The organism is Ancylomarina subtilis, assembly GCF_004217115.1.
Taxonomy (GTDB): domain Bacteria; phylum Bacteroidota; class Bacteroidia; order Bacteroidales; family Marinifilaceae; genus Ancylomarina; species Ancylomarina subtilis.
In genome coordinates this window covers 1,678,365-1,698,314 of the sequence record NZ_SHKN01000001.1, presented here as the reverse complement: position 1 = coordinate 1,698,314, position 19,950 = coordinate 1,678,365, and the positions used below count along the sequence as shown (strand labels likewise).

The following is a 19,950-nucleotide window of genomic DNA, read 5'->3' as shown; positions in this document are numbered from 1 at the left end:
ATGTATTTATATCAGTTTAAACTGTTGTTAGTCGAGTCAAATTATAATCTTAATATTATTCGTTATGATTAAAGTAGGCGGTGTTTATAAACGTATTGATGGAGAAAAAATAAAGATAGCCTGTGATTTTTATTCTGATGGAAATAAACAAACATTATGGTATGAAACAGCTTCAGAGTTTGAAGATTACATATCAGTTGAAAATTGTAATCCATTCTTTATAATTCTATTTCTTATTGCATTCCATAATCAGGAAGATATTGAATTTGAAACGCCGGTATCCAAACGCTTGTATTATGGATTCACGAAATATTTACAAGAAATTTATCTTCTGGGGCAGGATAAGTTAAAAGGAATAAATGTAAAATGCGAGCTTGTTTCTACTCAATATGAGGGTAGTGGGATTGCAACTGCCATGTCATTGGGTGTTGATTCTTTCTATTCTTTACTCGAAAAAAATAATGCATTTGATGAGATTACCCACTTAGCACTTTTTAATGCGGGAGCTTTTGGCCAATACGAAGGCGAAATAAGCCGACGATATTTTAATGTAATGAAGAATATTGTCCAGGATTTGTCCGATGAACTGTCTTTGCCATTATTATGGGTTGATACAAATTTTAATGAAATTTTAAATATCCCCTTTGGTGTAACCTGTATTTATAGAAACATTGCTTGTGCTCTATTGTTTGAGAAGAAGATTGGCGTTTACTACTATTCTAATGCTGTTCCATTTCAGGATATGCAAGTTTTTTGCGATAGTCCCGAAGATCAGGAGCTTGTTCTCTCATATGGATTATCTTCAGAATCATTGGAAGTTAGAATGTCCGGATTGTTTAAAAATAGAGTTGAGAAAACGAAAGCAATTACAGATTTCGATATCACTAAGAAATATTTAAATGTTTGTATTGTAACATCTGAATATGAGAATGTTAATGAAACGGGCGGGACAATTGAAAATTGTTCAAAATGTTTTAAGTGCAGACGGACAATGGTTACCTTGGATATACTTGGCGAATTATCCAACTACAAAAATGTATTTGATTTAGATTATTATAATAAGAATAGAAACAGGTATTTAGCTGAAACATTATATCATTTTTACAGATCAAAAGAAGTGTTTTCAGTAGAGATAATGAACTTAATACGAGAGATAAAATTCACGATTCCTCTTAAAGTGTATTATTATCTATTTATAAGAGGATTGCAACCTATTCTGAAATTTTTAAAGTTGAAATAGCAAATGCTCTATATTCTTATACTCTTAGTTATAATCTTGTTTGTGCTTAACATACTTCCCCTGTTAAAAAGGAAGTATAAAAAGGAGAGTATTGTCAAATTTCAAGATCTCAAACGGATTAAAGACTTGGTCGTTAGAGCGTCTGAAAGCATGTTGTCTTCAAATAAAGTTAAGATGTCTTTTAACGATGAAGACAGTTTATATGTAATGTTATCAGGTTTGAAGAATAAAATTATTAATAGAAGAAATACCTATCAGTACTACAATTTTCCAAGAGCCTGGTTAATGATTGGTTTACTCGATGAATATGAAAAATCTGGAGAGGTAAATATATTAGGTAATGTCGAGGGGCAGTGTGAAAAGCTGATTGATAAGGAAGGGCGTTTACTCTTTAAGTTTAATAAAATTGATCAGTCACTCTTTGGTTTAGTTTTCCTGAGACTGTTTAAAATTACAAGTCAAACTAAATATCTAAATGGCGCTAATGAAATCTATCAATTGGTTTGTTCTGATTTTCTACTAGAGACCGAACAATTGGTTCTTTACAGAAAAGAGTCGAAGGTTTGTTTTGTTGATACTTTGGGAATGGTTTGTCCTTTCTTGTATGAATACAGTGTGGTTGCTAAGTGTCCTGAAGCATCAAATTTGGCAGATAAACAACTTAATTTCTATATTGAGAATGCTTTTGAAAAAGAGACTCATCTACCATTTCATGCCTATGATTTAGAAAATGGATTAAAAATTGGACCACTTAATTGGTCACGGGGTCTAGCATGGTTTTTAATCGGACTTTCCTATGCCGTAAAATACTCTAATCAAGCAGAAAATAACCAATACAAAACTTTTGAACAGCTATACGATACGATTAATAGTAAGCTGGAAACATTAAAAGTAAAGGGTTTATTCTGGCCTCAGTTTTTTGCGCATACAAATGATAATTCAATTGATACTTCGGCGACGCTTATGTTTTATTATTCCAGATTGATCGCTTCCCGGAAGGTCGATTTTAAAGAATTTAATGCCTTACTCCAGGGATCGATTAATAAAAAAGGATACATTTTTAATAGCACAGGAGACACCATATACATTAACAAATATTCAAGACAAAAAGGTTATTCTGAAATCACACAGGGCTTATTGGTGTCGATTCTTTCAAATATTTAATCATCATGAAAATTGGAACTCTAACTTTACCACTTTGGTATAATTACGGTGGGATTATACAAGCTTATGCTTTACAGCGAATATTAGCTGATTTAGGGCATGAAGCCAGTTTGATTGATTTTCATCATCCGATACCTTCCTCACTTCAATTGCTTAGAAATAAAATGGTAAGAGGTGTTAAGAAATACCTTTTTCAGAATGGTAATGCTGTCATTTACCCAGATTATCATCAAAGAAAAATTATTTCAAAGCATACTTTAGAGTTTATTAAAAAGGAAATACAACCCATTACAGATAAAGTCTATTCTTACGATGAATTAAAAAAAATAGAGACTGATTTTGAAGCTTTTATTGTAGGAAGTGACCAGGTTTGGAGACCCAATTATACACCTAATATTCGAAACTACTTTTTAGACTTTACAGACAAAACAAAAATTGCTTATGCTGCGTCTTTGGGTACTGATGTTTGGCAATATTCCGATGATCAACATGAAATCTGTAAATCGTTAATTCAGAAATTCAGAGCGGTATCGGTCAGAGAAAAATCAGCCTTATCAATTTGTAAAGACAAATTTGGTGTTGAAGCCATACAGGTTTTGGATCCCACGATGTTATTAACTCAAAATGATTATCTCAAATTATGCGAGAAGTACGATACACCTCAAAATACGGGTAACCTTTTTACTTACATATTGGATGAGTCCGATCGAAATAAAGAGATTGTAAACCGGGTTTCACGTGTCTTGAATTTGAAAGCATTTAGAGTGATGCCTAAGCCTTTTGACGAGCACTTTCGAAAAGATGATGCTGCTTATGTGTTTCCACCTTTAACGCAATGGTTGAAGGCTTTTGATGATGCTGAATTTATTGTCGCTGACTCATTTCATGGTTGCGTGTTTGCAATTATTTTCAATAAACCATTTATAGCCATTGGCAATAAAGTAAGAGGTCTTACCAGATTTCAATCGCTATTGGAAATGTTTAACCTATCTGATAGATTGATTTTGTCTCCTGATGATCTTTCTGAATATCTGATAAATACACCCATTGATTGGTCCTCGGTGAATGCCATTTTGGATACGAATAAAAACAATTCATTGGAATTTTTAAAGACTAACCTCGAATAGATTATGATGTCTGATTCAGCCGCTATTTCTATTATTGTTCCTATTTATAATGCCGAAGAGTTTCTAAAGGAGACTATTGAAAGTGTTTTATCACAGTCGTTTTCAGAATTCGAACTTCTTCTGATAAATGATGGTTCAACAGATCAAAGTCAAAATATCTGCGAAGCGTTTGGGAAAATTGATAAACGGGTCAGGCTGATAAATAAGGTGAATGGAGGAGTGAGTTCTGCTCGCAATGTCGGAATTAGAAATGCTACCGGAACCTATATCTTTCATGTTGATGCAGACGATATTTTGCGACCCGATGCCTTAAAGAATTTGCACAATAAAGCGATTAACACGCAAGCTGATATAACGGTTGCGAACTATATTTTGAGGAGCCTCAATAATGATGAAAAAGTCATTAAGCACAGAGTCACTCATTCGGCTGAAGAATTTTTACAGGGAATGCTTTTGGGAGAGTTTCATGCCGGTTTGTGGAATAAACTGATAAAAAAAAGCTGTTACGATGGATTATCCTTTGATGAGGACGTTAACTGTATGGAAGATAAACTCATTTTAACTCAGATCTTACTTAAAAATCCAAGCCTTTCATTTTTGGATGATGAGGTTTACATCTACATACAGAGAAATTCATCACTGACGAATAATACAAGTTTAAAAACGCTCACAAGTATCGAGAAGGTTATCCAACAGATAAACAATTTGTTGAAAGACAAAAAAGTATTTGAAACGTCTTTGGTTAAGATTAAACTGGACTATAAAATTAAGTTGCTTAATAACAGTCATATCTTGAAAAAAGAGCAGGTCAGAAATAAATTCAAAGAGGTCAATTCTAATATCTTATACAGAGATATGATTCCTTTTTATTACAGGATTTTGTTGTGGTTTGAGTTTCGTAATATTTCTTTTCCAACTCAAGTTTTCAAAATTTTACGATAATCAAAGTGAGTAAATAGTCTCTCATGTAAAGTTTAAACCTGATTCTGAGATTTATTAAATGAAAAAACGATTCGTGTAAAGATGGATTATTATGATCTTTTTAACTGGATTTTAATCGGATGCATCATATTGTCATGCTTAGCTCTGATGGTTAGTCAAAAATCTTATGAAGAGAATGTTGTGAGTAAAGTTCTCATACTCTCATTCTGTTTGTTAAGTATTTTTTATTGGGGCGTACGACCAAGTTCTGTCGGTACCGATACAGGTTATTACATCAGGCGATTTAATTTTGCGATAAGTTATTCATCTTTGGGTGATTATTTTAATTATATAAGTGGCGACTATTTCTTTGGATTCATTGTTTATTACATTTCTCGCTTGGGGAGTGTCACTTTCTATTTTATTTCGATAGCTTTTTTTACAATGCTGGGGTTTTATGTTTTTTTCATGAAACTCGCAAAATATCATACCCATGCCATACTAGCTTTGCTAATGGTTGCCAGTATGTTTTCATTTCCAGGTATGCTATCCAATATTATAAGAAATGGTTTAGCAATTTCGTTCTTTTTACCCTGTACATATTATACCTTACAGAAGGATTATAAATATGCTGTTTTATGGGGAGTAGCTTCTATTCTTTCTCATGAAAGTATCCTGTTGCCCATTATTGGATTATTAGTGATTCATTTTGTGCGTTTGCCATTAAAGTATTATTTGCTTGGTTATTTGGCTTGTTCACTAATGGCTTTTGCAAATATTGGATTGCATTCGTTTAGTTTCATTTTTGATTTTGATATCGAAAAACTAAATCATTACATGAATGCAGAAATTGATATCTATAAAGTTGGATTTCGGCTTGATTTTTATCTCTTTAATACGCTATTTTTATTAGTCTTTCTGGCTCTGAGAAATAGCAGCATTGCCTTTGATCGTTATTTAAAGCTTTATATTTTTTTAAGCTCGGTTTTTTTTCTCTGTTTTCACATTCCTTTTTCAGATCGGTTTGGTATATATAGTTGGGTTTTTATCCCCATCGTGCTGTTTTTAGGTACCGAACATTATAACCCAAAGTTTAGGTTTGCTTTTTCGACCTTGGCTACTTTCATGCTCTATTTTATAAATCAACTGGTCTTCATGTATATGAATGTGCCAACACCTGATAATTAAATTCTTAGAGAATATTTAGTTCTTTGAAATAATGAATGCATTTTCACCTTTCTGTTAACTTTGATACTTTATTATTATGATTAAATTTCCTAAGAAAAAAGAGATTTTTGAATCTAAGTTTTGGAGTTTTCTGTTTCGAATATATTTCAAGATTGAGCTCTTTTTAGAAAATGATATTTTTTATGCTAAGAAGAGATACAAAAAGGTCTATGGACGGAAACTTGATTTAAGAAAGCCTCAATATTTTCATGAAAAATTGCAATGGCTTAAATTGTACGATAGAAAAGATATTTATGTGCAATGTGCGGATAAACTGACTGTACGAGACTATGTAAGGAAAATTGTTGGGGAAGAGTATTTAATTCCAATCCTAAGAGTTTATGAATCGTCAGAAGAATTGGATTCTGGCAACTTGCCTGAGGAACAATTTATCTTAAAATGCAATCATAACAGTGGATCATATACAATTGTTAAAAATAAAGATCGCATCGATTGGGCTCATCAACGGACGATATTTCATAATTTGCTGAGACAGAATTATTATGACCAAGGTCGTGAATGGCAATATCGGGATATCAAGCCCCGTATCATTGCCGAAAAATTATTACTGAACGAAGATGGCAGCATTCCTTTCGATTTTAAACTTTTCTGCCTTAATGGTCGTGTCGAATTGATTCAGGTTGATTTGGATAGAGAAGAGAATCATACCCGCAATTTATATGACCTTGATTGGAATTTATTACCCTATACCTACTGTTATCCCAATGGAAGAGCGGTGAAAAAACCTGAACGCTTTGATGAAATGGTTCGTTTGGCAGAACGGCTCTCTAAAGTTTTTCCCTTTGCTCGTGTTGATTTTTATTATTGTCAGGGAAAGGTGTTTTTTGGGGAGATTACCTTTCATCCCGAAGGAGGATTTGGCGTTTTTGATGATGATGACGTTGAATTGTCTTTGGGCAAAAAACTGTCTTTAGAATATACAAATAATTGATCTGTTATGATACCCAATAAAGTTGATGCAATTTGTTGTATTGGTGCAGGTTATGTTGGCGGTCCGACGATGGCCGTTATTGCCAAACAATGTCCGCATCTAAAAGTCAAAGTTGTAGATGTAAATAAGGATAGAATTGCAGCTTGGAACGATAAATGTCTGGATAATTTGCCCATATATGAACCGGGGCTTAGTGAAGTTATATCAGAAACCAGAGGTAGAAATCTGTTCTTTTCTACAGATATTTCCAAAGCAATTCAAGAATCTCAAATGATTTTTATATCGGTAAACACGCCGACTAAAACTTATGGGGTTGGTAGGGGAATGGCCGCCGATTTAAAATTCGTTGAACTGTGTGCTAGGCAAATTGCTGAGCTCGCAAATGAAGACAAAATTATTGTTGAAAAATCGACCTTGCCGGTACGTACCGCACAGTCTATCAAGCAAATTCTGTCCGCATATCAGAATGGGTGTCAATTTCGTGTTCTTTCCAATCCTGAATTCTTGGCGGAGGGAACCGCTATATCAGATTTGCTGAATGCTGACCGGGTTCTGATCGGAAGTGAGGATGATGAACTGGGGAAACGAGCTGAAGAAGCATTGGTTGATATTTATTCTCATTGGATTCCTAAGGAGCGAATAATTAGAACTAGAATCTGGTCAAGTGAATTGTCTAAGCTAACAGCAAACGCTTTTCTGGCACAACGGGTCTCTTCAATTAATGCAATATCGGCTTTGTGTGAGCAGACTGGTGCCGATGTTGATGAAGTTGCACACGCAATCGGAATGGATAGTCGAATAGGATCAAAATTCCTTAAAAGTTCAGTTGGTTTTGGAGGGTCTTGTTTCCAAAAAGACATATTGAATTTGGTGTATTTATGTCGTCATTTCAATCTTCCGGAAGTTGCAGATTATTGGGAACAAGTCGTTCATTTAAACGATTATCAGAAACACCGGTTCTCGAAAAAAATAATTGATACGCTTTTTAATACAGTTTCAGGTAAGAAGATTGCTTTTTTAGGCTGGGCATTTAAAAAGAACACGAATGACACGCGTGAGTCAGCAGCTATTTATATTGCAGATGAGTTGTTGCAGGATCGGGCAGAGATACATATTTATGATCCCCAGGTAAGTGAAGAGAAAATTTTTTCAGATTTGGAATTTTTGCAGAATAACAGGAGGGAGTATCATTTGAATAACACAAGTCGATTCGAGTCGATTAAAATGGATAGAATAAGAAAATTAGTTCATGTGCATTCTGATCCATATGCAGCCATGCATAAAGCTCATGCGATAGCTGTATTAACCGAATGGGATGAGTTCAAAACCTACGATTGGCAAAGAATTTATAAGGATATGCTAAAACCTGCTTTCACATTTGATGGTCGGAACATTTTATCGAAAAAGATGTTGGATGAGATTGGTTTCGAAACCTATAATATTGGGAAAGGCGAATAAATAGCTTGTGTCCACTTATACAGGTCATAAGCCCTAGATACTTTTGAATGAAGGCGTGAGGAGATTAATCTCTTGATATAAGAGTTTTAAGCGTTGTATGATATGAAAAGAATTTTACATGTGGTTGGAGGAATGAATCGAGCAGGGGCAGAAACCATGTTGATTAATTTGTTTAGGCATATTGATCGTACAAAGTTTCAGTTTGATTTTATTTATTTCACCGATAAAGAATGTGATTACGACAATGATATTTTGGAATTGGGTGGTCGAATCTTTAGAATTACAAAGACGAATGCACTTGCTAAAATGTATCAGTTGTATAAGATCTTAAGAGAGAAAGGGCCATATTTAGCCATACATTCGCACACAAACTACAATTCGTTCATGTACCATATACCCGCTTGTTTTGCGGGTGTGAAGAATCGAATTACCCATTCGCATTGTTCCAATTCTCTTTATTCAAAAAGCAGAACAGGGAGGGCATATTTGCGAGTATCAGAAAGGTTAAATCAGTGGTTTTCGAATCGGTTTATTGCCTGTGGTAATGCCGCAGGTCAATTTCTGTTTCCTCAAGTAGATCAATCGAAGATTACGATTTTACCTAATGCATTAAACTTAAATACATACATCAATCCCGATTTGAATCATTTTTTGAGCATCAGGGATTCATTATCAATAAGTTCAGTTACGCCATTGATTGTTCAAATCGGTCGTTTAAGCACGGTTAAAAATTTTGATTTCACGATTGATTTAGCTGCATATTTAAAGGGGATTGGGAAGCCATATCAATTTGCATTTCTCGGTAATGGAGAATTATGGGAAGAGCTTTCTCAAAAAGTAAACAAGCTCAATTTGAATGATTGTATCCATTTTATGGGCGTGCGGGAGGATATTCCTCAAATACTGAATGAGGCATCCTGCGTGATTATGCCTTCTTTGTTCGAAGGTTTTCCGGTGGTACTTGTCGAAGCTCAGGCTTCTGGCACCCCATGTTTAATCTCAGATACGATATCAGAAGATGTGGATTTTGGATTGGGTTTAGTTCACCGGTGTTCTTTAAAGGCTTCTTTTAAGGATTGGGATATGGCCTTGGATTGTGTTTTAAATGGATTGACGGCTTCTAAGGATAAAATAAAAGAGGTCTTAACTGAGAAGGGGTTTTCTGTTACGAAAAGCGTCCGACAATTGGAAGGTATCTATGGAGAATAGCTCAAAGGTTTTAGTTTCTATCGGGATTCCGTTTTACAATTCAGAGGCATATTTGGATTTTGCGATACGATCAGTATTGAATCAAACTTATACGCATTGGCAGCTGTTTTTATTAGATGATGGAAGTGAAGATGCCTCTCTTGCAATAGCCCAAAAATACGAGTCTGATTCCAGAATTACCGTCATCTCTGATGGACAAAACAAAGGGCTTCCTTATCGATTGAATGAACTCTCATTATTGGCAAAAGGAAAATATTATGCCAGAATGGATGCTGATGATATTATGTTCCCCCATAGAATTGAAACACAGGTGAAATTTCTGGAAGAGAATCCAAGCCTGGATGTTTTGGGTTGTTGTGCAATATCCATTGATACCCAGAATAATATTGTGGGGAAACGCAATTGTAAGAAAAGAGATGGATTTTCGAAACAGGAAATTATTCAGAATGGCTGTTTTATTCACCCATCAGTTATGGGCAAGAGGTCCTGGTTTGTTAATAATATTTACAATATTGAATATCGAAGATCTCAGGATCTTGAATTGTGGGTGAGAACGGTTGATTCCAGTGGTTTTCATGTTCTTGAAGAACCGATGATTTTTTATAGGGAGGTAGGGGTACCCACTTTTAAAAAGTATTACCAATCCTTAGTTGTAGTCTTTAATATCTACAACAAGTACATGGATAGAAAAAGGGTCTCTTTTTATTTTAAACTCTTATTGAAGTTGATCATTTATTTTTTGTTTCACATAGCCAAGCAAACAGACTACTTGATTAAAATGAGGTCTGATAATTTAAATAATACATCGAATTATTACGATATTCTGAATAGAAGTACTTTATGAAAAAGCCGACTTTTTTAATTGTTACAACTGTTCCGCAATCCCTACAGTTTTTTCGTGGACAAATTCAATTCCTCAAACAAAAATTTGAAATAGAAATTCTGTCTAGTTCAGGTGATTGGATGACTAAAATTTGTGAAAGAGAAAACGTGAAAGGGCATGTCGTTGAAATGGAAAGAGAAATCTCAATTTTCAAGGATATTTATAGCCTGTTCAGGATGTTGGTGACCATGCACCGAATTCATCCGGATATCGTTCACGGAAACACACCCAAAGGGGGATTCATCTGCATGCTTTCAGCTTTTCTGTTGGGAATCTCAAAACGTATCTATTACATTCATGGGTTGAGGTATGAGGGGACAACTGGCTTGAAGAGAAAGCTGTTAATGAAAATGGAAAGTTTGTCCTGTTGGTTTGCTACGGACATTATCGTTGTAAGTAAGGGTGTGATGAAGAGTTTGAAAAAAGATGGCATCACACAAAAACAAACCAATCTAATCCATCATGGCAGTATCAATGGTATTGATAGTTATCAGTTTTCCTTAGAGACCATTAAGAATGTAAAATGTATAAGAGAACAATTTGGAATTCCGCAGAATGCGTTTGTTTTTGGTTTTGTTGGTCGTATTGTAAAAGATAAAGGAATCAATGAGTTGATTAAGGTCTTTGTTGAGCTTAATCAAAAATATAAGAACACGTACTTGTTATTGGTAGGAAAAATTGAGCTCAAAATTGATCCAATTTCTCTTGATAATCAAGAGGAAATTAAAACCAATCCCCATATCATTTATGCAGGCATTCAATCTGATGTCAGGCCTTTTTTAAGGGCTATGAATGTATTTACTTTTCCGAGTTATAGAGAGGGGTTTGGAATTTCGCTGATGGAAGCTCAAGCTATGGAAATACCATGTATCTCATCGAATATTTCAGGCTGTAATGAAATTATTCAGGATATGGAGAACGGCTTTCTTATTGAACCCAGAAATGAAATTGGCTTGTTTAAAGCGATGGAGAAACTTCTATTAGATACACACTTATACGCTTCAATGAAGGGGTATACTCGTAAAAATGTTGTTGCCAAATATGAGCAACAGAAAGTCTGGCAAAAGGCATTGGAGACGTATTCGTATATAGCCGATTGTTAGAAAGCATTGTTCTTTTTAATATTTCGAAGGTAGGAATTAGATATTATTAATAAATCCAGATATGACCATTAAAGAAATTGGTTCAAATTTTCATACCTATACATTTCCCAAAGAAACCGATTTTATTTCTTGCCACAAGAATGCTTATTATTATGGTTGTGGCAGATGTGCCATAAATGCACTGATTAAATATCATCTGAAAATAAAGCTTTGGAAAAGACTTTTTGTCCCGGAATACTACTGTTATGAAGTTATTGATTCGATCAAATCAACAGGTATTGAGGTCGTATTATATTCGGATTATCCTTTAGCAAACGACAATGCCTTAATAAAGACGATCAAATTCCAGAAAGGAGACGTCCTATTAAGGATGAATTATTTTGGGTTACGAAATTTTCGGGATAATTCTGATATCGATGCTACTGTGATTGAGGATCACTCACATGATTTGTTCTCTGATTGGGCATATAAAAGCAATGCCGATTGGTGTGTTGCTTCATTAAGGAAAACAATACCCATTCCAGACGGTGGTATCCTGTGGTCGACTAAAAATGATATTTCATGCATTGAAGAACCCATCTCATATTCTGATCATTCTAAACTTTCTAAAGATCGTTGTTTGGCAATGAATATGAAGAAAATGTATTTAGATTCTGTAGGGAATGTTGATAAAAAGGGATTTCTAGAGATATTTCGTCGTACTGAAGAAAAATTAGGTAGTCGTAAATGCCCGGCATTGTCATCGGTCTCCAAAGAAATGATCAAAAATATTCCGATTTCTATTATCCAAAAGAAATATGATAATTATATCAGGCTGGCTAAACTTATATCTCAGGAAAAATGCACGATTTTAAAAGGTGAAAATCATGCATCACCTTTTTCTCTTGTTTTACTCTTCAACTCAATGCATGATAGAAATGCCATTAGAGAAGCATTAAAGAAGAATAAAATTTATTCGACAGTGCTTTGGGAGATAAGAAATGAAGTGGCGAATGATGATGTGATCGGTTTTTCAAAGAGGATGTTATCTCTCCCAATTGATTTTCGTTATTCTGGTTCTGATATATCTTGGATGAGTCAAATTGTGAATAATGAGTTGTTGAAAATATAGTTGATGATTTTGTATGTACTCAAGATATTTTAAGCCAATATTTGATTTTACGATAGCGTTTGTCTTATTGATTGCACTTTCACCTATTTTTCTAATCATATTTTTCCTGTTGCTTTTAACAGGTATCCATAGGCCATTTTTTTTACAAGAGCGTTCAGGTTATAAAGGTCAATATTTTTTGATCATCAAGTTCAGAACAATGACAGATAAAAGAGATCGTTCAGGTGATTTATTACCAGATAAAGATCGTTTGACTTTTATAGGAAAAATCATACGAAAACTATCGTTTGATGAAATTCCTCAACTCATAAATGTGTTAAAAGGGGATATCAGTATAATTGGCCCACGCCCCTTGTTACCCAGATATTTACCTTATTATACAAAAAAGGAAAATTTGAGGCATACAGTTAAACCAGGTATGTCAGGTTTAGCTCAGATCAACGGGGGAAATACTCTCGACTGGGACACAAGATTGGCTTTGGATGTTGAATATGTCACTGATATCACTTTTAAAAATGATTGTATAATTCTATTAAGAACAATAAGAATGGTCTTGTTATCTGACGGAAGCTGTGTTGATCCCAGATCAGTTATAAAAGATTTAAATGATGAAAGGGGAGGTGGAATTAAATAGTACAAATCAGGTAGAATTTACTCTTAAACTGAGTACTAAGATTTGTTTTTTATGAAAATTCTTTTTTTTGGCATACACGAAATTGGACAAAGGTCTTTGGAAAAGCTACTTGGTACAGATGAGGTTGAAATTGTTGGTGTTGTCACCAAATATGATACTGTTTTTCAAACATATTCTGTTTCTGATTTTGCAAAAAAAAATCATTTACAGTGTTATTCTTTAAGGTTTATCAACTGTCAGTATGTTTATGATTTATTCAAGAAGCTTGAGTTTGATTTAATTGTAGTTGCAGGTTTTCATTTAATCATTCCCGAAGAAATATTAAACTTAGCAAAAAGAGCAGCTATCAATCTTCATGATTCTCTACTACCCCAATATAAGGGGCCTAATGCATCCAAGTGGTGTATCATAAATGGAGAGAAGAAAACGGGTGTTACAGTTCATCAGATGTCCGGTAAAATTGACGAGGGGAGGATTATTGCACAAAAGGAAGTTGAAATTTTGCCTGTTGACACAGCGGGAACTCTTTTTAGTCGATTGGCTTCTATTGGATCGGATTTATTGGTTGAAGTCGTGTCTTTAATACAGAAAAACACACTTAGTTATCTTAATGTCAATGGTGCATCTCCCAGTTATTATTCTTATCCAACAATAAACGATTTGAGAATAAAATGGAATTCATTGAGTGCTAATCAAATTTATTGTTTAGTAAGGGGGTTGAATCCTAGTCCAGGTGCATTTTTCTTTTATAATAAAGAAAAGTTTAAGGTTTTTGAAATGCAGATATTATCCTCGAAATCTCACTTAAAAGAAGGAACTATTATGGAGTTGTGTGATGATTATCTCATTGTAAGTACATTGACCTGGGATATTAAGATTAATAATTTAAGAAAAAAGATCCATTATGCTTATTCAATAAGGGAGTTTATTGATGAAAACCGTTTAAAGGTTTTTGATATCCTGTTGTAAATTTTTGTTATGGAATTCAAATAAAATATTAATATTTTTAATTATGTATGTGTCATTCATAAAGCCTGTCTTGGACTTTATTTTAGCATTGTTTCTTCTTATTTTATTTTCGCCTCTTCTTTTATTTGTGTACATAATGCTTGCTCTTAGAGGGGATGGCAATCCGATTTTCTATCAAGAACGATCGGGGCTTCATGAAAAACCTTTTCGCATCATCAAATTTAAAACCATGACTGATGAAAAGGATGCAGATGGAAACTTACTTCCTGATGCTGATCGCTTAACGCCTTTAGGAAGAATAATCAGAAAAACGTCAATAGATGAGCTTCCGCAACTCATAAATGTGTTAAAAGGGGATATCAGTGTAATTGGTCCTCGTCCGCTCGTGATGAGATATTTACCCCGATATAATAAAGAACAGGCCCGTCGACATGATTTAAAGCCGGGCATTACAGGTTGGGCGCAGGTTAATGGGCGAGATGCAATTTCCTGGGATGAGAAATTTAGGTTAGATATTTATTATGTAGATCACGTCAGTTTTGGCCTCGATTTAAAGATATTATTCAAAACAATTATTCATGTTTTGCTAGGTAAAGATGAAAGTCCGGCAAACTCAGACATAATGGAGGAGTGGTATGGTAACTAAAAATAAACAATACTTATTGTACGGAGGTAGTGGACATGCTAAAGTCATCGCTGAATGTATTGAAGCAAACCACGAATTAGTGGGAGGGGTTTTTGATGATAATCCGGATTCTAAAGGTTTAAAGAATTTACCTTTCTTGGGAGAGTATAAAATAAAGAATCATAATCATCCCCTGATTGTGGCTATAGGCGACAATAAAATCCGGAAAATGATAGTCGAAGAGGTTAAAAATCTTTTTGGATCAATCTGCCACCCATCCTCGTGCATTTCACCAACCGTAAAAATTGGTGAAGGAACAGTCGTTTTTCATAATGTTATTCTTCAGGTTGATTGTGTTGTAGGTTCGCACGTTATTCTTAATTCAGGAGCTTCAATCGATCATGAATGTAGTTTAGGTGATTTTGTGCACATATCACCCAAGGCCACTTTATGTGGAAATGTGAAAGTTGGAGAAGGGACTCAAATAGGTGCCGGAGCGACAATACTTCCGGGGATTAGGATCGGCAATTGGGCTACCATTGGTGCTGGTGCTGTGATTATAAGAGACGTGCCTGATTTCGCGATTGTTGTTGGAAATCCGGGTCGAATTATTAGGTATTATGAACCTGCTAATAACAAATTTTGGCCTTTTGGAGAATCTATTAGAACCAAATAGGATTGGTTTCAATTTAATATTTTTTTAGAACGGTTTCTTTAGTAAGGAAACAAAAAACAATACGTAATTATTATCTGAAAAAAATAAGATGAAAATACTTTCGGCTAAAATAGAAGGTGATTATTTGACTTGGTTAAATATTTGGAGGCAATGGGAGGGGAAAGAAATATTTGCTCATCCTGATTATCTTAATCTATTTGATGATTATTCTCATGCTATGTGTGCTGTGGTTTCTAAGGATGATCAAATGGTTATATACCCTTTTTGTTTGAGAAGCCTTTCTGAGGATCTTAATATAAATATGGATGGTATCTCATATAGTGATATTATTTCGCCATATGGTTATGGAGGCTTGTATCAGATAGGTAATGGAAATTTTGAATCTTTAATTGAAGAGTTTTATTTAAAGTTTAGTGATTGGGCTGTTTCACAAAATGTGATTAGTGAATTTATTCGCTTCGATCTTTTTAGTCAGAGTCGAGTTCAGTATAATGGAGAGATTTCATACAATAATGACAATGTTGTCTGTGATTTAAGAAAGGGGAAAGATACTATTTGGAAAGAATTCAAAGCTAAAGTTAGAAATAACGTTCGAAAAGCGCTTAAGAGTGGGATTAGCCTGGAATTAGATTTTACCGGAGAAAATATTGATGCATTTCTTGATATCTATTATGCCACAATGGATAGACGGCAGGCTGAAAACCAATACTATTTTAAGAAAGAGTTTTTTGAACGGATCCATGAAAAGCTAAAAGGCAATTTTGTTTATTTTCTTGCTATTAAAGATGAAAAAGTTGTGTCAGCAGATTTGGTTTTAATCTCTGATCAACGTATTTATTCATTTTTATCAGGAACTGATAGCGATGCCTTTCAATATCGACCCAATGATTTTATTAAATATCAAATCATTAATTGGGGAGTTGATGCGGGTAAAATGGATTATATTCTTGGTGGGGGATATAAACCCATGGATAGTTTATTCAATTACAAAAAGGCCTTTGCTCCTCAAAGAATCTTACCTTTTTACGTCGGTAAAAAAATATACAATCCTGAAATATATGACATTCTTGTAGAATCTAAAAAACAAGAACTCCTTAATAATAGCAGTGTTTTAGATGAGAAGTGCGAATTTTTCCCATTATATAGAAGAAATGGATAAAGAAATTTCCATCTGACTCGATTCATTTTTACTTAGTTTAAACTTATTTGTATGCAGAATAGAATATGGCTTTCATCACCTCATATGGGAGGCCGTGAAATGGCTTATGTGCAGCAGGCATATGATCTGAACTGGGTTGCTCCACTAGGGCAAAACGTAGATGAATTTGAGAAATCAATAGCTGCCTATACTCAGTCGGCCTACGCTTCTGCTTTAAGTGCCGGAACGGCAGCCCTTCATTTAGCTTTAATACTCCTTGGTGTGGGAAGAGGAGATGAGGTAATTGCTCAGGATTTTACTTTTTCAGCAACAATCAACCCCATTTGTTATCTTGGAGCAAAGCCTGTGCTTGTCGATTCTGAAATGGATACATGGAATATGTGCCCCGTGGCTCTCAAAGAGGCTATCGAGGATAGAATTGCAAAAGGGATTAAACCTAAAGCAATCATACCAGTTCACTTGTATGGAATGCCAGCTAAAATGAAAGAGATTCATGATATTGCTGATTTTTATTCTATCCCGATAATTGAAGATGCAGCAGAAGCTTTGGGTTCCAAACTGGAAAATAAGATGATGGGAACTTGGGGAAAGTTGGGTGTTTTATCGTTTAATGGAAATAAGATAATAACTACATCAGGAGGAGGAGCTCTTATTTCTGATGATTTGAATTTAATTGAGAAGTCACGTTTCTTAGCCACTCAAGCTCGAGATAAAGCCCTGCACTACCAGCACAGCGAAATAGGTTATAATTATCGGATGAGTAATATTGTTGCAGGTATTGGTAGGGGACAAATGGAAGTTTTAGACGATAGAGTTACAAAACGAAGAGAGATAAATGCTTGGTATAAATCCCTATTAAAGGATGTGCCGGGAATCCATTTCCAAATGGAACCGAATGCTAGTTTTTTCTCCAATTATTGGTTAACAGCTATAGTTGTTGATCCTAAAATGACTGGTGGAATAACAAGAGATGATATTCATTTGGCTTTAGAAAAAGAAAACATTGAATCTCGTCCACTTTGGAAACCCATGCATTCGCAGCCCGTGTTTTCTGATTACCCTGTTTATATGACGGGCGTTTCGTCGCATTTATTTAAGCATGGTTTATGTCTTCCTTCAGGAAGTAATATGACCGAAGAGGATTTGGTTCGTATAAGCAAAACTCTAAAGAATATATTTCATTTTTAAGACATACATCGGAGTTTGATAATAAGATCAGACTCTGTTCTACCCTCTATTTCGACATCGTTTGTAGTCATTCAGACAGATACTCTGTTTGGGATTATAGATTTTGTTCTTTTCAGCATGCTCCCTTATTGAGGGAAAAAAATGTTCTTCCTTGTTAGTTTATTATATTATGAAAAAAAAGTTGTTTGATTTATTTAATAGACGTATTCTTTCCCCATGGTGGATCTTTGTCATTGATCTATTTCTGGTGTCTTTTGCTTTTATTATAGCTTATGTCGTTCGTCTGAATTTCAATTTGCCCAATATAAGCGTCTGGGATTTTTTGGTTGCAGGAGGATGTTGTATAGGAGTTTACGCATTTTGTTTTCTGATTTTCAGTTCGTATAAAGGGGTTATCCGACATACCGAGCTTCGTGAATTGATTCGTTTGATTTACACGACTTTCAGCGCGGTTGTCTTACTTTTCATATTCGATTTCATTAATCAAGTATTTGATGGAGGGGTGATACATGTCCCTTATCTCGTTTTAGTTTTACAGTTTATATTCTCTTTATTTTTTCTCACAGGTTTTCGACTATTGGTAAGGGAAGTATATGCTTATCTCTCAAAGGTTGAAAAGACTAAGAAAACCATAATTTATGGTGCAGGTGACCTGGGATTATTGGCTTTGGAAATTTTGAATAAAGAAAGAAAAGAGAATTACGAAGTTGTTGGTTTTGTAGATGATGATAAAAATAAATGGGCTACCCATTTGAGAGACATTCAGGTGAGCAGTTTTCCTAAAGCCCTGAAAAATGGGATGAAAAAAGGGGTGACGATGCTTGTTTTGGCTGTGTCTAAAATGAGGAAAGAGAAAATTAGTGAAATAACGGAGCTTTGTTTAGAAAATAATTGGGAGGTAAAAGTATTACCAGCATTTGATGACTGGATTGATGGTAAGATGCCTGCAAAAAATGTTAGAGATGTAAAAATTGAAGACCTTTTAGGACGAGACGAAATTCAATTGAATTTGCAACGAATTAGTCAGAGTTTAATTGGTAAAACAATTTTGGTTTCAGGGGCGGCAGGTTCCATTGGGTCTGAAATTGTGCGACAGTTACTTCGATTTCCTATTGGCAAATTAGTTCTTCTGGATCAGGCTGAATCTGCATTATATGACTTGGAACAGGAACTTAATTCCAAATACAAAAAAGCATCATTTGAATTGGTGATTGGAGACATCTCAAATTCGGTACGAATGAGAAGAATTTTTGAACATTTTACCCCTGAAATTGTCTTTAATGCCGCAGCATATAAACATGTTCCATTGATGGAAGATAATCCTTATGAGGCTTTGAACGTAAATGTGGGTGGAACTAAAATTTTGGCAGATTTATCCGTTGAATTTGGTATTGAGAAATTTGTCATGATTTCGACAGATAAGGCTGTAAATCCAACAAATGTGATGGGGGCTTCAAAGCGAATATGTGAAATTTATATTCAATCTTTGGCTCAGCGTGGTGATATTCAGACCGCATTTATTACGACTCGTTTTGGGAATGTTTTAGGATCCAATGGGTCAGTTGTTCCTTTGTTTAAAAAGCAAATTGAACAAGGTGGACCTGTACGGGTAACTCACCCGGATATCACCCGTTATTTTATGACTATTCCTGAGGCTTGTCAGTTAGTTTTAGAAGCAGGATGCATGGGGCGTGGAGGAGAGATCTTTGTTTTTGATATGGGAGAACCTGTTAAAATCCTCGATTTAGCTAAGAAAATGATTCGTTTGGCGGGCTTAAAACTGAATGTGGATATTCAGATCCATTTTACAGGACTGCGACCAGGTGAGAAATTGTATGAAGAGTTGCTGGCAACTAATGAAAATACGCTGCCTACGCACAATGATAAAATCATGATTGGTCAGGTCAGACCTCATAAATATGCTGAAGTGAATACGGCCATTTCTAAAATTCTGTATTATTTGAATGTTGAAAACAATGAGATGATCGTAGCCAGAATGAAGGAATTGATCCCTGAGTTCATATCGAAGAATTCTGTTTACGAATTGTTAGATGCGACCAATCACAAAACCGAAGATGAATTATTACTTTTTTCAAATCCGAAAATAGAATCCAAAGAAAAGGGAACTCAAGCTTTAAATTCAGATACTTTGAATAGGAGACGATCCAATATGAATGGGCTAACTAAAAAAGAAACGCCTGTTGAAGTGAATAGGACTAGCATTGTGAAACTTAGAAAAGAAAAACTGATAGATCCTAGTTTATTAAATAATCACGACTTAAGAAATCGTTAAAATACAAGAAA

General features: G+C 34.7%; 18 protein-coding genes. All 18 read left to right on the top strand.

Going from position 1 to position 19,950, the window contains the following annotated elements:
* Positions 1-64: 64 nt before the first annotated feature.
* The 18 genes from EV201_RS06930 (at position 65) to EV201_RS06845 (ending at position 19,939) form a co-directional block, all read left to right on the top strand.
* A complete protein-coding gene (locus EV201_RS06930) occupies positions 65-1,240 on the top strand; it encodes a hypothetical protein (RefSeq protein ID WP_130306879.1) in 1,176 nt (391 codons plus the stop codon).
* Positions 1,241-1,414: 174 nt separating this feature from the next.
* Positions 1,415-2,404, top strand: coding sequence for a glycoside hydrolase family 88 protein (locus EV201_RS06925; RefSeq protein ID WP_165389609.1), 990 nt, complete (start codon positions 1,415-1,417; stop codon positions 2,402-2,404).
* Between the two features lie 5 nt (positions 2,405-2,409).
* On the top strand, positions 2,410-3,531 hold the full coding sequence (locus EV201_RS06920; RefSeq protein WP_130306877.1) for a polysaccharide pyruvyl transferase family protein: 1,122 nt from the start codon (positions 2,410-2,412) through the stop codon (positions 3,529-3,531).
* A gap of 6 nt (positions 3,532-3,537) precedes the next feature.
* Positions 3,538-4,473 carry a glycosyltransferase family 2 protein gene (locus EV201_RS06915; RefSeq protein WP_165389608.1) on the top strand — a complete coding sequence of 312 codons (936 nt, stop codon included), beginning with the start codon at positions 3,538-3,540 and terminating at the stop codon, positions 4,471-4,473.
* Positions 4,474-4,554: 81 nt separating this feature from the next.
* Complete coding sequence (locus tag EV201_RS06910; protein ID WP_130306875.1) at positions 4,555-5,640, top strand: EpsG family protein; 1,086 nt, start codon at positions 4,555-4,557, stop codon at positions 5,638-5,640.
* A gap of 76 nt (positions 5,641-5,716) precedes the next feature.
* The gene (locus tag EV201_RS06905; protein WP_130306874.1) at positions 5,717-6,631 is read left to right on the top strand and encodes an ATP-grasp fold amidoligase family protein; all 915 of its coding nucleotides are present in this window, start codon (positions 5,717-5,719) and stop codon (positions 6,629-6,631) included.
* A gap of 6 nt (positions 6,632-6,637) precedes the next feature.
* The gene (locus EV201_RS06900; protein ID WP_130306873.1) at positions 6,638-8,089 is read left to right on the top strand and encodes a nucleotide sugar dehydrogenase; all 1,452 of its coding nucleotides are present in this window, start codon (positions 6,638-6,640) and stop codon (positions 8,087-8,089) included.
* Between the two features lie 102 nt (positions 8,090-8,191).
* Entirely contained in the window at positions 8,192-9,298 is a 1,107-nt protein-coding gene (locus tag EV201_RS06895) for a glycosyltransferase (RefSeq protein ID WP_130306872.1), read from the top strand.
* Positions 9,288-10,142, top strand: a complete 855-nt coding sequence (locus EV201_RS06890; RefSeq protein WP_130306871.1) for a glycosyltransferase family 2 protein — start codon at positions 9,288-9,290, stop codon at positions 10,140-10,142. The genes EV201_RS06895 and EV201_RS06890 overlap by 11 nt, the downstream gene beginning before the upstream one ends.
* Positions 10,139-11,284, top strand: a complete 1,146-nt coding sequence (locus EV201_RS06885) for a glycosyltransferase family 4 protein (protein ID WP_130306870.1) — start codon at positions 10,139-10,141, stop codon at positions 11,282-11,284. Before EV201_RS06890 ends, EV201_RS06885 begins: the two co-directional genes overlap by 4 nt.
* Before the next feature lie 61 nt (positions 11,285-11,345).
* Positions 11,346-12,395 carry a hypothetical protein gene (locus EV201_RS06880; protein WP_130306869.1) on the top strand — a complete coding sequence of 350 codons (1,050 nt, stop codon included), beginning with the start codon at positions 11,346-11,348 and terminating at the stop codon, positions 12,393-12,395.
* A 13-nt stretch (positions 12,396-12,408) separates the two neighbouring features.
* Positions 12,409-13,029 carry a sugar transferase gene (locus tag EV201_RS06875; protein ID WP_130306868.1) on the top strand — a complete coding sequence of 207 codons (621 nt, stop codon included), beginning with the start codon at positions 12,409-12,411 and terminating at the stop codon, positions 13,027-13,029.
* 51 nt (positions 13,030-13,080) lie between these two features.
* Positions 13,081-13,998 (top strand): methionyl-tRNA formyltransferase, encoded by a 918-nt coding sequence (locus EV201_RS06870; RefSeq protein ID WP_130306867.1) that lies wholly within the window; start codon positions 13,081-13,083, stop codon positions 13,996-13,998.
* 43 nt (positions 13,999-14,041) lie between these two features.
* Positions 14,042-14,644 (top strand): sugar transferase, encoded by a 603-nt coding sequence (locus EV201_RS06865; protein WP_130306866.1) that lies wholly within the window; start codon positions 14,042-14,044, stop codon positions 14,642-14,644.
* Positions 14,634-15,299, top strand: coding sequence for an acetyltransferase (locus tag EV201_RS06860; protein ID WP_130306865.1), 666 nt, complete (start codon positions 14,634-14,636; stop codon positions 15,297-15,299). Before EV201_RS06865 ends, EV201_RS06860 begins: the two co-directional genes overlap by 11 nt.
* Positions 15,300-15,387: 88 nt before the next feature.
* Complete coding sequence (locus EV201_RS06855) at positions 15,388-16,458, top strand: GNAT family N-acetyltransferase (protein ID WP_130306864.1); 1,071 nt, start codon at positions 15,388-15,390, stop codon at positions 16,456-16,458.
* A 51-nt stretch (positions 16,459-16,509) separates the two neighbouring features.
* On the top strand, positions 16,510-17,646 hold the full coding sequence (locus EV201_RS06850) for a DegT/DnrJ/EryC1/StrS family aminotransferase (protein WP_130306863.1): 1,137 nt from the start codon (positions 16,510-16,512) through the stop codon (positions 17,644-17,646).
* 169 nt (positions 17,647-17,815) lie between these two features.
* Positions 17,816-19,939, top strand: coding sequence for a nucleoside-diphosphate sugar epimerase/dehydratase (locus EV201_RS06845; protein WP_130306862.1), 2,124 nt, complete (start codon positions 17,816-17,818; stop codon positions 19,937-19,939).
* The last annotated feature ends 11 nt before the right edge of the window (positions 19,940-19,950 follow it).

Excerpts from the sequence above, each read along its gene's own strand:
- EV201_RS06930 (WP_130306879.1), top strand. The coding sequence starts at position 65 with ATGATTAAAGTAGGCGGTGTTTATAAACGTATTGATGGAGAAAAAATA.
- EV201_RS06925 (WP_165389609.1), top strand. The coding sequence starts at position 1,415 with ATGTCTTTTAACGATGAAGACAGTTTATATGTAATGTTATCAGGTTTG.
- EV201_RS06920 (WP_130306877.1), top strand. The coding sequence starts at position 2,410 with ATGAAAATTGGAACTCTAACTTTACCACTTTGGTATAATTACGGTGGG.
- EV201_RS06915 (WP_165389608.1), top strand. The coding sequence starts at position 3,538 with ATGTCTGATTCAGCCGCTATTTCTATTATTGTTCCTATTTATAATGCC.
- EV201_RS06910 (WP_130306875.1), top strand. The coding sequence starts at position 4,555 with ATGGATTATTATGATCTTTTTAACTGGATTTTAATCGGATGCATCATA.
- EV201_RS06905 (WP_130306874.1), top strand. The coding sequence starts at position 5,717 with ATGATTAAATTTCCTAAGAAAAAAGAGATTTTTGAATCTAAGTTTTGG.
- EV201_RS06900 (WP_130306873.1), top strand. The coding sequence starts at position 6,638 with ATGATACCCAATAAAGTTGATGCAATTTGTTGTATTGGTGCAGGTTAT.
- EV201_RS06895 (WP_130306872.1), top strand. The coding sequence starts at position 8,192 with ATGAAAAGAATTTTACATGTGGTTGGAGGAATGAATCGAGCAGGGGCA.
- EV201_RS06890 (WP_130306871.1), top strand. The coding sequence starts at position 9,288 with ATGGAGAATAGCTCAAAGGTTTTAGTTTCTATCGGGATTCCGTTTTAC.
- EV201_RS06885 (WP_130306870.1), top strand. The coding sequence starts at position 10,139 with ATGAAAAAGCCGACTTTTTTAATTGTTACAACTGTTCCGCAATCCCTA.
- EV201_RS06880 (WP_130306869.1), top strand. The coding sequence starts at position 11,346 with ATGACCATTAAAGAAATTGGTTCAAATTTTCATACCTATACATTTCCC.
- EV201_RS06875 (WP_130306868.1), top strand. The coding sequence starts at position 12,409 with ATGTACTCAAGATATTTTAAGCCAATATTTGATTTTACGATAGCGTTT.
- EV201_RS06870 (WP_130306867.1), top strand. The coding sequence starts at position 13,081 with ATGAAAATTCTTTTTTTTGGCATACACGAAATTGGACAAAGGTCTTTG.
- EV201_RS06865 (WP_130306866.1), top strand. The coding sequence starts at position 14,042 with ATGTATGTGTCATTCATAAAGCCTGTCTTGGACTTTATTTTAGCATTG.
- EV201_RS06860 (WP_130306865.1), top strand. The coding sequence starts at position 14,634 with ATGGTAACTAAAAATAAACAATACTTATTGTACGGAGGTAGTGGACAT.
- EV201_RS06855 (WP_130306864.1), top strand. The coding sequence starts at position 15,388 with ATGAAAATACTTTCGGCTAAAATAGAAGGTGATTATTTGACTTGGTTA.
- EV201_RS06850 (WP_130306863.1), top strand. The coding sequence starts at position 16,510 with ATGCAGAATAGAATATGGCTTTCATCACCTCATATGGGAGGCCGTGAA.
- EV201_RS06845 (WP_130306862.1), top strand. The coding sequence starts at position 17,816 with ATGAAAAAAAAGTTGTTTGATTTATTTAATAGACGTATTCTTTCCCCA.